This window comes from Avibacterium paragallinarum, from assembly GCF_011765605.1.
Lineage (GTDB): Bacteria > Pseudomonadota > Gammaproteobacteria > Enterobacterales > Pasteurellaceae > Avibacterium > Avibacterium paragallinarum.
Window position 1 is genome coordinate 1,871,670 of record NZ_CP050316.1, and the last position, 13,218, is coordinate 1,884,887.

Annotated in this window: 12 protein-coding genes and 2 tRNA genes; 9 read left to right on the plus strand and 5 right to left on the minus strand. The window is 40.2% G+C overall.

Annotation, left to right across the window (positions count from 1 at the left end; translation table 11 throughout):
* Positions 1-108 precede the first annotated feature (108 nt).
* From HBL79_RS09030 to recC, 7 genes are all read left to right on the plus strand, one after another.
* Positions 109-184: transfer RNA gene (locus HBL79_RS09030), tRNA-Lys, on the plus strand.
* Positions 185-210: 26 nt separating this feature from the next.
* Positions 211-286, plus strand: a tRNA-Lys gene (locus HBL79_RS09035).
* Between the two features lie 179 nt (positions 287-465).
* The gene (locus tag HBL79_RS09040; protein WP_017806950.1) at positions 466-987 is read left to right on the plus strand and encodes a prepilin-type N-terminal cleavage/methylation domain-containing protein; all 522 of its coding nucleotides are present in this window, start codon (positions 466-468) and stop codon (positions 985-987) included.
* Positions 988-1,707, plus strand: coding sequence for a type II secretion system protein J (locus HBL79_RS09045; protein WP_035688438.1), 720 nt, complete (start codon positions 988-990; stop codon positions 1,705-1,707). It begins immediately after the preceding gene.
* Position 1,708: 1 nt separating this feature from the next.
* Positions 1,709-2,374, plus strand: coding sequence for a DUF2572 family protein (locus HBL79_RS09050; RefSeq protein WP_051128113.1), 666 nt, complete (start codon positions 1,709-1,711; stop codon positions 2,372-2,374).
* The gene (locus HBL79_RS09055) at positions 2,355-2,660 is read left to right on the plus strand and encodes a DUF5374 domain-containing protein (protein WP_035688436.1); all 306 of its coding nucleotides are present in this window, start codon (positions 2,355-2,357) and stop codon (positions 2,658-2,660) included. The genes HBL79_RS09050 and HBL79_RS09055 overlap by 20 nt, the downstream gene beginning before the upstream one ends.
* An 11-nt stretch (positions 2,661-2,671) precedes the next feature.
* Positions 2,672-6,076 carry an exodeoxyribonuclease V subunit gamma gene (gene recC, locus HBL79_RS09060; protein WP_035688434.1) on the plus strand — a complete coding sequence of 1,135 codons (3,405 nt, stop codon included), beginning with the start codon at positions 2,672-2,674 and terminating at the stop codon, positions 6,074-6,076.
* A 37-nt stretch (positions 6,077-6,113) separates the two neighbouring features.
* On the opposite strand, the gene HBL79_RS09065 is transcribed toward recC, so the two are convergent.
* The 5 genes from HBL79_RS09065 to ulaG form a co-directional block, all read right to left on the minus strand.
* On the minus strand, positions 6,114-6,932 hold the full coding sequence (locus HBL79_RS09065) for a pyridoxal phosphatase (protein ID WP_035688432.1): 819 nt from the start codon (positions 6,930-6,932) through the stop codon (positions 6,114-6,116).
* A gap of 27 nt (positions 6,933-6,959) precedes the next feature.
* Complete coding sequence (gene araD / locus HBL79_RS09070) at positions 6,960-7,655, minus strand: L-ribulose-5-phosphate 4-epimerase (RefSeq protein ID WP_035688430.1); 696 nt, start codon at positions 7,653-7,655, stop codon at positions 6,960-6,962.
* Positions 7,649-8,509: an L-ribulose-5-phosphate 3-epimerase gene (locus tag HBL79_RS09075; protein ID WP_035688425.1), complete on the minus strand. Its 861-nt coding sequence runs from the start codon at positions 8,507-8,509 to the stop codon at positions 7,649-7,651. The genes araD and HBL79_RS09075 overlap by 7 nt, the downstream gene beginning before the upstream one ends.
* A gap of 61 nt (positions 8,510-8,570) precedes the next feature.
* Entirely contained in the window at positions 8,571-9,317 is a 747-nt protein-coding gene (gene ulaR, locus HBL79_RS09080) for an HTH-type transcriptional regulator UlaR (protein ID WP_017806434.1), read from the minus strand.
* Between the two features lie 78 nt (positions 9,318-9,395).
* Positions 9,396-10,487 (minus strand): L-ascorbate 6-phosphate lactonase, encoded by a 1,092-nt coding sequence (gene ulaG, locus HBL79_RS09085; RefSeq protein ID WP_035688423.1) that lies wholly within the window; start codon positions 10,485-10,487, stop codon positions 9,396-9,398.
* Positions 10,488-10,880: 393 nt separating this feature from the next.
* Here ulaG and HBL79_RS09090 point away from each other — a divergent pair, with 393 nt between their 5' ends.
* Positions 10,881-12,662, plus strand: a complete 1,782-nt coding sequence (locus tag HBL79_RS09090; protein ID WP_046097511.1) for a PTS ascorbate-specific subunit IIBC — start codon at positions 10,881-10,883, stop codon at positions 12,660-12,662.
* Positions 12,663-12,729: 67 nt separating this feature from the next.
* Positions 12,730-13,206, plus strand: a complete 477-nt coding sequence (locus HBL79_RS09095) for a PTS sugar transporter subunit IIA (protein ID WP_035688419.1) — start codon at positions 12,730-12,732, stop codon at positions 13,204-13,206.
* Positions 13,207-13,218: the final 12 nt, after the last annotated feature.

Below are 13,218 nucleotides of genomic sequence, written 5' to 3' on the forward strand. Positions count from 1 at the left end.
CAATCTCATTTGTTGTTTATTCGTTCAAATAAACAAAAAACTAAAAATTTTTATTGATTATTAAAATAAAAACAGTATCATAAGCCCCCGTTACGCAACAAGAATGTTGGGTCGTTAGCTCAGTCGGTAGAGCAGCGGACTTTTAATCCGTTGGTCGAAGGTTCGAATCCTTCACGACCCACCAATCAAATGTAACTTCCTAAAAATTTAGGGTCGTTAGCTCAGTCGGTAGAGCAGCGGACTTTTAATCCGTTGGTCGAAGGTTCGAATCCTTCACGACCCACCAAATACTCCTATCGTATTAGTCTAAGAGTTTTGATAAATTATCTTCGGTGAAATAATTATTTTTACAAATTGTTTTTGCGATCTGTATCGCAATAATAGTTTATTTTCATATTTAAAAATCCCCGCACTTGCTAAAGTAGAATATATAAAAGTGCGGTATAAAACATTAGTATTTTAGGTATGAATGTAAAAGGTTTTACATTGCTTGAATCATTGATTTCATTATTAATTTTAAGCATATTACTATTAATGGCACTGCCTATTTGGCAACAAAATCATAATGAAGCAGTGCTTGAAAAAGAGCAGCATAGGCTTTATCTTTTTTTACGTTATATTCAAAGTAGAGTCGAAAACTCTAATGACATATGGTTTTTAGTCGCAAATCGTGATCTCCTTAGCAAGAAATGGTGTATTTCTGCTCAAATAAAACAAGATAAAATCTGTAATTGTTTACAGCCCCAATATTGTTCCAATGAATTAATGGTTAATATTTATACGCCGATGTTCCCGCAAGAAACAATGATTATAAGTAAAAACTATTATCCTAAAGAAATGGCAAGACTGAGCGGTATTCGGAATACCGTGCAATCAGATTGTTTCCTTTTGCAAGCAGGGGATAAACGAACGCTTTTTTCATTTTTTAATGTAGGAAGTTTAAAATTAAAAGATATCTCTTCTTTGAGTGCTTGTGGAGATAAGTAAATGTATCGTCGTTATGTTAAAGGGCAGAGTTTATTATCTTTAATGCTTTCTATTTCTTTATCTTCTTTCTTATTAATCATTATTTTTTCTTTTTATACCTATAGCCAAAAGCAAAACCAAGAAATACGAATTCAATTATATTTACAAAATGAAATTGAACGCGTGCTTCAATTAATGGCGAAAGATTTACGGCGTTCTGGATTTCGGGCAGTTACAGAAAAACTGCAAGTTTCCAATTTTCCTTTTTTTGAATTGGATGACAAAGGAACAAGCGTATTGATTAGCCAAGCTTCAGGGGAGCCACTGGGAAGTTGTGTACTTTTTTTCTATGATTTAGATAGTTCTGGCTGTATTGGCTCAACTTATACCAAAGGGCTTTGCATTCAAGATGGAAAAAATCAAGTAAGAGAGATTGAACGTGAGTTATTTGGTTATCGCTTAAATAAAAAAATGTTAGAAACCCGTTTAACTTATAAAAATACGGTAAATCAGGAATGTTCTCAAGAACAATGTCGAACTTATACTCAGCAACCTGCATGCGAAAAAGGAGGATGGGTGGATTTATTTGATAACAAAGAAATTGCCATTTCTCAGTTTTTCTTACAATGGCTAAAAGAAGGAGAATTAATTGAAGCCCATCTTATGGGATATTTAGTCAAACAACCGCATATCCAGTATAAAAGTCATATTGTTATTCCATTGCTTAATCAAGGTCGCTGATATGATTGTTCAAAAAGGGATTGCAACGCTTAGTTTACTAATTTTAATTAGCTCATTATTAATGATTACTATGTTCTTTAATCAAGAAATCTTGCATTTGTACTTAGCAATGAATGTACAAAAACAGCACTATTTCAAAAATGATTTAACTTTAATTGAGATGAGTAGAACGCAGGCGAGCCAAACCTGTGAACAATTACCCATTGATTATCCAAGCAGTATTTATCATCTTGTTTTCAAAAATACTGAAAAAAATGACCGCACTTCACATTTTTCTTGGTGCGAACGCATCTCACTATTTAGGAATATCCCGAATAAATCAATGAATGAAGGAGATTTTAATGTTTATTTCTCCCCCTCATCTCTTTCACTTTTTGCCGATAAGCTAAAGCAATTCGATAAAAACCACCATTCATTATATTGGTTTTCAACGCCTATGAAAGAATGGGATATCGCAGGAAATATTAAAGCGGTTATTATGTCAGAAGGTGATCTTATTATCCGCGGGCAAGGTGAAATTCGAGGGGCGGTGATTACAAAAGGGAAATTAATTATCAGCGATGAGATTAAGTTAATCTATAATAAAAACGTGATTAATGAGGTCGTAGAGCATTATCGTTTCTGGCGTTTAGCAAAACGGAGTTGGAATGATTTTGAAACCTTATAGATTGTTAAAATATAAAGGAATGAATTTGTTTTCTTTGCTGGTGACTTTAACGTTGTTTAGTGGTATTTTTCTCTCCGTTAATCAGTGGCTTTCACATCAGCGACAAAGTGCGGTGAGAATTTTCCAAGATTTACAAGCTTGGTCTATTGCAAATAATCAACAGCAGCGTCGGCTTATGGAGCTAGATTGCCAGTCTCAAATTGAACAGAACCACATTATTTTCCATATTTCTTGCGATGGAAATCAAGTTACAGTGCATTATCCCACTGGGAATGTACGTTTATAAAAGGATTGTCCGTGTTTACCGTTTATTATTCCAATTTGCTAGAAGTGCAAAAAGAAATTCTTTTACATTTAATGACTAGGGAACCTCTGGCAGATCCCTTGCAATCAGAAGTTATTCTGGTACAAAGCCCCGGTATGGCTCAGTGGCTACAATGGCAGATTGCGGATAAACAGGGAATTTCAGCAAATTTGCAATTTCCTATGCCTGCTACCTTTATTTGGCAGCTTTATCGCGATAATTTACTGGATATTAGCCAACAAAATCAATTTTCTAAAGAGCAAATGGTATGGCGTTTAATGAGATTAATTCCACAACATTTATCGCAACAAGCGTTTTCCCCTTTGCGTCATTATTTACGAGCCGCTCCGCAATCGGTACAACAAAAACAGTATCAACTGGCTGAAAAGGTCGCTGATTTATTTGACCAATATTTAGTCTATCGCCCTGATTGGATCAATGCTTGGGAACAAGGTGATAACAATAAAATCATTCAACAAATTCTTTCACAACATAACGAAAATCAGGGGCAATTAGTTGAGCAAATTGAGCAGCATATTGAATGGCAAGGGATCTTATGGCGTGCGTTAATCACCGAAATTCAGCAAGAAAATCAGAATGAAACACGCTGGCATCGTGCTTCTTTGCATCAACGCTTTTTGCAATTATTAGCACAAAAAGCGGTGGTAAAATTGCCGAAGCGAATTTTTGTTTTTGGTATTTCAGCATTACCCAAAGTCTATTTAGAAATACTCAAAGGCATTAGCGAGTTTTGTGAGGTGCATCTCTTTTTCACCAATCCTTGCCGTGAATATTGGGGAGATATTGTGGATCGCCAATATTGGCAAAAATTGCAGTTGCGTTCCCGCCTTGATCATCAAAGCAAACAATCAAGCCCTTTATTTTCTAGCCAACAGCTCACTCAACTGAATAATGCACAATATGAGTACACCGCTGAACAGGAATTGTTACAGGTTGGAAATCCTTTACTCGCATCTTGGGGAAAGCAGGGCAGGGATTTTCTTTATCTTTTAACCGAACTGCAGGGGAATGAAATCAATGCCTATGTTGAACGGAGAGAAGACAGTCTTTTGCATCAAATTCAGCAACGAATTTTAACGCTAACGCCAACAGGAACAGAAAAATTAGCCCTTATTCCGCAAGACGCTTCTTTTTCTCTTCACGCCTGTTATAGTGTGATGCGAGAAGTCGAAGTATTGCAAGATTATTTGTTGCATTTATTTAATCAAGATTCTAGCCTCACCCCAAAAGATGTTGTTGTGATGGTTGCTGATATTGATAAATATACGCCATATATCCGAGCCGTGTTTGGGCAAGGGGAGCCTCATATTCCGTTTTCTATTTCAGATAATAAAATCGTTGAAAATAATGTCATAGTGTCTGCGTTTCTGAAATTACTCGCCTTAAAAGAAAGCCTTTTTACCGCACAAGATGTGCTAGATTTCCTTGATATTCCAAGTATTCGATCTCGTTTTAATATTGAGCTGGAAGATTTGCCTTACATTCATCATTGGGTAGAGAACTCAGGAATACGTTTTGGTTTAGAAAAATATGTTGGTGCACAACAAGACAATTACAACGCTTGGAAAGCTGGGCTTGAACGTATGCTACTTGGTTATGCTATGCGAGAGGAAAATGGTATTTGGCAAGATAGTCTTGGTTTTGATAATAGTTATGGGCTAAAAGGGCAATTAGCGGGGTATTTGGCAGAGTTGATTGAGCAACTTTATCAATGGCACCAAACCCTTTGTATGGATCATCCTATTGAAAAATGGCAGCAAGCATTATCACAGTTAGTCGAAACATTTTTTCATTTTGATGAAACTAGCCAAGAGACGCAATGGTATTTAACCGATTGCATTGAACGCTTTATTGAGCCTTTAATGAACGTGAAATTTACACAACCGCTTTGTGCTGAGGTTGTTGTGGAAGCATTGGCGGATTACTTGCAGGAAAACCCAAATAACTTGCGTTTTTTAGCAGGAAAAGTCAATTTTTGCACCTTATTACCTATGCGTTCAATTCCTTTTCGGGTGGTATGCTTATTAGGAATGAATGAAGGAGAATACCCACGCCAAACTACACCAAATAGTTTTGATTTAATGCAATATCATCACCAAAAAGGGGATCGTTTTAAACGTGATGACGATCGTTATTTATTCCTTGAAGCGTTGGTATCTGCACAAGATTACTTTTATCTCAGCTATGTTGGGCATTCAATTATTGATGACGCCCCCAAAGAACCTTCCGTATTGGTTAATCAGCTTATTGATTATATTGCAGAAAATCTTGTTTCAGATGAAGAGCCATCACAGCCGGATTCCAATGAGTATTGGCGAAACAAACTGATTACCCATCACCCAATGACGGCATTTAGCGAGAAAAACTTCGAAAAAAATCACCGCACTTTCTCTCATAAATGGTTGCCATTAGTCAATAAAACAATTCAAGACGAGCTGGGGTTTATCCAACCATTAAATAATTTAACTCAAATAAAAGACGTAGAATTAACCCAGTTAATCCGTTTTGTTCAGCATCCGGTAAAATTCTTCTTAGAACAGGTGCTTGGCGTTTATTTAAAAAATGATGAGCTAGCTTTAGCTGAAACAGAAAATTTTAGTTTAGATCATTTGGAATTATTTCATATCAATCAAACCTTATTGTATTTGGCTGATGATGAACTAGCGGATTTCTTTGCTCAATTAAAAATAAAAGGCATTATGCCAAGAGGAAATTTTGCTCAAGTGTATGAGCAACAAATTAGCCAAAATATTTTGGGAATTAAAGAGCAAGTCGCCGAATATTTAACAAAAGAAAGCGTAAGCGTACCTATCGATCTCAGCTTTAACTTATCTACACAAACATTAAGCTTAAACGGTGTATTAGATAAACTTTATCCTCTAGCTAATGGTTTGATGGAACGCGTTACTTGGCGTGTGGGTGGGAAAATCCGCGATAAAGATCTGATTGAAAACTGGATCTATTATTTAGTGCAATGTGCTACACAAGAAAATGTCGCCCCCTCCCATAGTTATGCAAAAGGTGAACAAGTGCGGTTTAAAATTCTGCCAAAAAGCACCGCACTTACCCAATTACAATGTTATCTTGAAGCCTATGTTCAAGCCCAACAATCCCCTTGCTTAGTGCTAACAACGAATCTTAGCCATTATTTCAAAGCACTCAAAAATGAAAAAGGCACAGATGATGAAGAAGCCATTCAACAAAAATGCTTTGCCATCTTGTACGAAAGCATTTACGGTAACGATTATGGCTTTAAGCAAGAAGATAAATACTGGCAACGCGTGCTAAGCGAACAAGAATTAGTGCAATTGGACTTAAACGCGATGAGCAAAACAATGCAAGATTGGTTTGGGTTAATGTTAGAAAGTTGCGAATAAAGAAAACCGCTGAAAATATTCAGCGGTTTTATTAACGTTAAGCGTTGAAATATTGTTGTAATAGCTGTGCGATCCCCGCTTCATCATTGCTCGTTGTGGTAAGCTTGGCTTGATGTTTGACTTCCTCTTCTGCATTGCCCATTGCGACACCTAGCCCTACGGCGGTGAGCATACTGATATCGTTGTGATTATCGCCAAAGGCAATGACCTGTTGTGGGGAAATTTGCCATTGTTGTAGCACCTCTAGCAATCTTGAGCCTTTGGTGTTGCCCGCGTTGGCAATATCAACCCGATCCACCCACGACCATTCACAGCTAAATTGTTCTACGGGTAAATCCGCGATGACGTTTTCCATAATGGCTCGATTTGGTGCACTGATGACGCATTTCCAAATTGGTGTATCGTGATTGATAACCTCTTGAATACTCTCTACTTTTCGCACAAGTGGGCGAACATTCTCAGGGCAACTCGCCACCCATTTTAGGAATTTTTCCATATGCGGATTGAGTTCCGCATAGTTCATCGCATTGCGGGAATACATCAATAAATGGCAATGATGTTTCGTTGCGGTATCCAAAATTTGCTGGGCTTGTTGCTGAGAAAGTGGATTAGCTGCCAACACTTCATCATTTTGCACATCATAAACATAAGTGCCGTTACAACAAATGATTGGCGTATCTAGCCCTAGCTCCACATAATAGGGAATCACCGCCGTGTGATGTCGCCCCGTTACCAATATCACTTTGATGCCCTGTTGTTTTAACTGAGCAATGGCTTGCTTATTTTCCGCTAAAATTTGCCCTTGCGAATTGAGCAATGTACCGTCGAGATCAAAAGCCACAACTTGATAATTCATTTTTCTATCCTTTTTGTTAATGGGTGATTACTGCCCATAATACGCATTTTTGCCGTGTTTGCGAAGATAATGTTTATCTAAAAGTGCTTGTTGCATTGCACCTAATTGCGGATTTAATTGATGCGAAAATAAGTTCATATAAGCGATTTCTTCCAACACCACGGCATTATGCACCGCGTTATCGGCGTCTGTTCCCCAAGCGAAAGGCCCGTGCGAATTAACTAACACTGCCGGCACATCTTTCGCTTCGATTTGACGAGTGCGGAAGGTTTCCACAATCACTTTGCCTGTTTCGAGTTCATAATCACCTGCGATTTCTTGTGGGGTCATTTGTCTGGTACAAGGAATGCTGCCGTAGAAATAATCGGCGTGGGTTGTGCCAGCGGCGATGAGGTCTAGGCCCGCTTGTGCCCACAAAGTGGCGTGGCGGGAGTGGGTATGCACAATGCCGCCGATTTCGGGGAATTGGCGATATAACTCAAGGTGGGTGGCTGTGTCGGAAGAGGGCTTTTTCGTTCCCCAAACACGTTCACCCGTGTTCACGTCCACAATCACAATATCGTCTGCGGTCATTGTTTCATAATCCACGCCAGAGGGCTTGATAGCGACCAGCCCTAAAGTGCGGTCAATTTCGCTCACATTTCCCCAAGTAAAGGTAACCAAATGATGTTTTGGCAAGGCTAAGTTGGCTTGCAAGACTTTTTCGCGTAATTCGGCTAACATTGAAATCCTCCTTCTAACATTTTTTGTTCAATCCAACGGCGTGCGTTGATAATTTCAGCAATCGGTTCATCGGCTTTTTCTGTCCACATTTCAATCAAAAATGCACCGCGATAATTCAGCTCTGCTAAGGTTTTAAAATAGGCAACAAAATCCACACAGCCCTCGCCAAATGGCACATCGCGGAATTGCCCGGCACAGGTTTCAGTAACCTTATAAGTGTCTTTCAAGTGAATAGCAGAAATTTTGTCGATGCCAAGTTTCAGCTCTTCTGCCACGTTGTCATTCCACGCACTGAGATTACCGAGGTCGGGATAAACGGTGAACCAAGGGGAGCGAAGCAAGTCATCCCATTTTTTCCAACGGGTGATGGAACTCATAAATTGGGTGTCCATAATTTCCACTGCGAGGGTAACTTGATTGCTGGCGGCGAGTTCTACCGCCCATTCTAGCCCTTGTTGGAAGCGTTCGATTGTGCCGGCGTCTTGCTCTTCGTAATACACATCATAGCCCGCCAGTTGAATGGTGCGAATGCCTAAATCCACCGCCAACTGAATGGCTTTTTCCATTATTTCATAGGCTTTTTGGCGAGTGGCTTCATCGTGGCTGCCAAAAGGAAAACGGCGATGCCCCGAAAGGCACATTGAAGGAATGGTGATGCCTGTGTTGAGAATTGCTTGCACCAGCTCGAGGCGTTGAGCTTTCGTCCAATCAAGACGGCTGAGGCGTTCATCGGTTTCATCAATGGACATCTCCACAAAATCAAAGCCACAGGCTTTCGCGATAGACAGCCTGTCTTGCCAGCTAAGATTTTTCGGTAAGGCTTTTTCATAAATGCCGAGTTTGTGTTTTCTCATTTGATTTCTATTCCTATTGGCTCTGGCAAAGGAAAAAATCAGATGAAATTAAGACCGCACTTTACGCGAGAATAATATCAAGCCCCGCTGCGGTTAATTGCTCAATGATTTGCGGATCTGCTTCTTTGCCAGTAATTAATAAATCAATGTTATGTAATTGGGTGAATAGCATTCCTACTTGTTTGCCCAATTTTGAGCTATCGAGTAAAACAACATATTTTTCTGCTTTGGAAGAAAGCTGCTGTTCTGAGGTTGCAATAATCATATCGGTTTTAAATAAGCCATCACGGGTAAAGCCTTTACCGCTAGTGAACATAATATGAGCAGAATAGTTCGTTTCATTTTGTTGATTGAGCGATAAGGTGATGGATTTTTCTTTGTTATATTGCCCTCCCATAATGACGAGATCCGAATGCTGCTGTTCAATTAAATAATTCGCAAGGGGAATATAGTTGGTGATAATTTGCACCTTTTCTCCCGCTAATTGTTTGCCTAACAGCTGCATTGTTGAACCGCAAGTTAAAATAACGCTCTCACCGTTTTTGCACAGCTTTGCCGCAGCCTTGGCGATGCGTTGCTTCTCATCAAAATGATTAATGATATTTTCTTCTATCAAAGGGGTAATCATATTGATCGCTTCTGCACCATTGCGAATTTTTTTCAGCTTACCTTGCTGATCCAGCTTCGTAATATCTCGTCGAGCCGTTGCGGGAGAGATTGCAAGTAAATCCACAATCTCCGCCGTTGAAAGTGCTTTATGTTGTTCAAGTAAATTCAGCAGTTGCTTATGCCGATAAGTTTCGTTCATTATATTTTCCTTCATGCGTTCAGGCTGTTATTGCAATAATGAGCGAAATTCCCCAGCCCACACTGGGGATAACCAAAACTAAAGCATTGCTTTAAATTGAATATTTGGCTCTTGCTCAAAGCAATCATCAAAGCCTCTTGGGTGATGGTATTCAATTAAATCTTTATCCCGTGGATAAACATATTTTCCGCCCACTTCCCAAATAAATGGGTGGAATTTATATTGTAAACGTTCTTTACGCATTTTCCACAAGGCAATGATCTCATCGGTACTTGCCATAAAGTTTGTCCAAATATCGTGATGCACTGGAATAATCACTTTACAGCGTAAACTTTCCGCCATACGGAGCAAATCGATTGAAGTCATTTTATCTGCGATCCCTACTGGATTTTCGCCGTAGTTATTTAATGCTACATCAATATCAAACTCTTTTCCGTGCTTCGCAAATTGGATTGAGAAGTGAGAATCCGCCCCGTGATAAATGTTTCCACCTGGTGTTTTGAATACATAGTTCACCGCTTTGCGACCCATTTCTTCATCGCTTGGACAAAGTCCTTTTAATTCGCCTCCTTGTGCGTCCGCTCCCTCAACAGGCAAAGTTACTAAACAAGTGCGGTCAAAAGAATCAAGAGCGTGGATTTCCACATCTTTAATTTTCACCACATCGCCCGGTTTCACCGTGATTAGGCGATCTTCAGGCACACCCCATTTTTTCCATAATTCAGTACAATGCCAAGGACCAACAAATTTAACATGATCCAGTTTTGGATTATTCACAATTGCCGCCGCTACGTTCACATCAATATGATCACTGTGATAATGAGAAGCCAAAATAAAATCCACTTCATTAATCGCAAAAGGATCAATCACCATAGGGGCAGCACGCAAGTTAGGTTGTAATTTACGCACCCCAGCCATATTTGCCATTTGGTGGCCTCTCACCATATCTTTCACTTTTTTGGTGGATTTCCCACGGCTACACCATAAATCCATACACAGATTTGCCCCGCCTGGGGTTTTGATCCACACGCCCACACAGCCAAGCCACCACATTGCAAAGTTTCCTTCAGGGACAACTTCTTGCTCGATTTCCTCGTTCAGCCAAGTTCCCCATTCAGGAAAGGTTGAAAGAATCCAACTTTCACGCGTAATTTCATTCACATTTGCCATAATCGACTCCTTATTTCTTGAAATATTGATATTCGGGTTAGTAACAGATTTATGGTTGAATCATTTTAAATCTTATTTAATCATAAATAATCAAAATAAATATGCAAAGAGAATTTTGTTGAATTTGTGATCTGCATCATACTTTTCTGAAAAATAGTCGTCTTTATGCTAGGGTTCTACTAGGGGAGAGGGGGTTTCTCCATTCAAACAGAAAATAAAGTGCGGTGTAAAAATGATTATTTTGATTTTTAAGATGAAAATAATTTGTGACCTTGTTCACAAATAATCAAATCCAATCTTTTTATTTGATTTTTATTGCGTATGATACGAACTAGGTTAGCTTGCGAAAGTAAGCCTTTTGATTAATGTAAAATGCGATAAGGTGGTAAATATATGGAAACCATAATGCACTATTTCGGGATTTTTAATACCCAAGTTTTATCCAAAGCCCCTTTCCTACTCGGGATTGTGGCGTGTTTGGGTTATATCCTATTGAGAAAAGACACCACAACCGTCATCAAAGGCACGATCAAAACCATTGTCGGCTTTATGATCGTGCAAGCGGGAGCGGGCTTTTTGGTCACCAACTTCAAACCAGTGATTGCTGGGCTTTCAAAATATCATAATCTCACAGGGGCAGTGATTGATCCTTACACCAGTATGCAAGCCACCATTCAAACAATGGCAGATAACTACGGCTGGGTAGGCTACGCGGTAATTGGGGCGTTATTCTTAAATATCCTGTTGGTGGTATTCCGCCGTTTCACAGGGATTCGCACCATTATGCTCACAGGGCATATTATGTTCCAGCAAGCAGGCTTGGTTGCCGTTTTCTATATGATCATCGGTGCGTCAATGTGGGAAACCGTGATCTACACCTCCGTGTTAATGGCATTATATTGGGGGATCTCTTCTAATATTATGTACAAACCAACCCAAGCGGTAACGGGCGGGGCGGGATTCTCCATCGGACACCAACAACAAATCGCCTCTTGGATTGCGACAAAATTAGCGCCAAAACTCGGCGATAAAACCGATAGCGTAGATCATATGAAATTGCCAAAATGGCTACATATTTTCCACGATAGCGTATCCGCCACCGCCTTGGTAATGACGGTTTTCTTCGGCATTATTTTGCTCTCCTTCGGCTTAGACAATTTACAAGCAATGGCAGGCAAAACTCATTGGTCAATGTATATTCTTGAAATGGGGTTAAAATTTGCCGTAGCGATCCAAATTATCGTAACGGGCGTGCGTATGTTCGTGGCAGAGCTTTCCGAAGCCTTCAAAGGGATTTCCGAACGCTTGATCCCAAATTCTGTTCTCGCCATTGACTGTGCAGCGATTTACGCTTTCTCACCAAACGCAATGGTGTTCGGCTTTATTTGGGGAGCGATCGGTCAATTCGTTGCAGTGGGCTTACTGTTAGGCTTCCATTCACCAATTTTGATTATCCCAGGCTTTATCCCAATGTTCTTCTCCAATGCCACCATCGGCGTTTTTGCTAACCAATTTGGCGGTTGGAAAGCGGTAATGAAAATCTGTTTCGTGATGGGGATCATCGAAGTTATGGGATCAGCCTGGGTCATCCATCTGTTAGCCACCCAAGGAGCAGAATTTAACGGCTGGATGGGAATGGCAGACTGGGCGTTATTCTTCCCACCGATTTTACAAGGTATCGTGAGCGTGCCGGGCTTCTTCTTTGTCATTCTCGCCCTCGCTCTTGTGTATATGTTCTTCGCCTCACGCCAATTACGTGCAGACGAAGCCGCCGCGGCTGCCGCAGGGAAAACCCTTGAACAAATGGACGGCTATGGCAATGATGAAGTCGAACAAGAGCTTGTAGCAGAAACCCAAGCCAACAGTGCAATGGGTGAAAAACCGGTGCGAATCTTGGCGGTGTGTGGCTCAGGACAAGGCTCATCAATGATGATGAAAATGAAAATTAAAGGTTATTTAGACAAACGCGGAATCCCAAATATTATGGATTCTTGTGCCGTTACCGATTACAAAGGCAAACTTGATGGCGTGGATATTATCGTCTGCTCCAAACACCTTGCCGATGAAATCAACGGCGGTGAACGCGTTGCGGTGCTTGGTGTGCAAAATATGCTAAATCCAAATTCCTTTAGCGATGAACTCCAAGCTTTAATTGAGAAATATCAACAAAAATAAGCGAAAAACTGACCGCACTTTTAAAAGTGCGGTATGATTTCAATAATGTTTTTTAAAGGAAATGCCTATGCTAAAAGAATCTTTAATCGAAAATCGTTCAGTCAAGCTCAACCAAACCGCCAAAAACTGGGAAGAGGCGATTAAAATCGGCACGGATATGCTGGTAGAATCAGGGGCTATTGAACCTCGTTATTATAATGCGATTGTCTCAATGGTCAAAGAAATGGGGCCTTATATTATCCTCGCTCCAGGGCTGGCAATGCCACACGCTCGCCCAGAAGAGGGGGTGAACCGCACCGCCTTTGCCCTTGTAACTCTCACTACGCCCGTAGCGTTTGAAAGTGAAGAAGAACCCGTTTCGGTACTAATCACCCTCGCGGGTAGCGATTCCGATCAACATATGCAAGGCATTATGGAAATCACCCAAGTGCTGGAAGATTCTGATCCAAACAGCCTCACAGGCGTTGATTTAGAAAAAATTCGCCGTTGTCAATCCGCCGAAGAAATCTATGCCGTGATTGATGCTGCCTTGAATAATCAATAAATTAGAGAGGAA

Coding starts and splice junctions, on each gene's coding strand:
- HBL79_RS09040 (WP_017806950.1), top strand. CDS start 466: ATGAATGTAAAAGGTTTTACATTGCTTGAATCATTGATTTCATTATTA.
- HBL79_RS09045 (WP_035688438.1), top strand. CDS start 988: ATGTATCGTCGTTATGTTAAAGGGCAGAGTTTATTATCTTTAATGCTT.
- HBL79_RS09050 (WP_051128113.1), top strand. CDS start 1,709: ATGATTGTTCAAAAAGGGATTGCAACGCTTAGTTTACTAATTTTAATT.
- HBL79_RS09055 (WP_035688436.1), top strand. CDS start 2,355: ATGATTTTGAAACCTTATAGATTGTTAAAATATAAAGGAATGAATTTG.
- HBL79_RS09065 (WP_035688432.1), bottom strand. CDS start 6,932: ATGAATTATCAAGTTGTGGCTTTTGATCTCGACGGTACATTGCTCAAT.
- araD (WP_035688430.1), bottom strand. CDS start 7,655: ATGTTAGCCGAATTACGCGAAAAAGTCTTGCAAGCCAACTTAGCCTTG.
- HBL79_RS09075 (WP_035688425.1), bottom strand. CDS start 8,509: ATGAGAAAACACAAACTCGGCATTTATGAAAAAGCCTTACCGAAAAAT.
- ulaR (WP_017806434.1), bottom strand. CDS start 9,317: ATGAACGAAACTTATCGGCATAAGCAACTGCTGAATTTACTTGAACAA.
- ulaG (WP_035688423.1), bottom strand. CDS start 10,487: ATGGCAAATGTGAATGAAATTACGCGTGAAAGTTGGATTCTTTCAACC.
- HBL79_RS09090 (WP_046097511.1), top strand. CDS start 10,881: ATGGAAACCATAATGCACTATTTCGGGATTTTTAATACCCAAGTTTTA.
- HBL79_RS09095 (WP_035688419.1), top strand. CDS start 12,730: ATGCTAAAAGAATCTTTAATCGAAAATCGTTCAGTCAAGCTCAACCAA.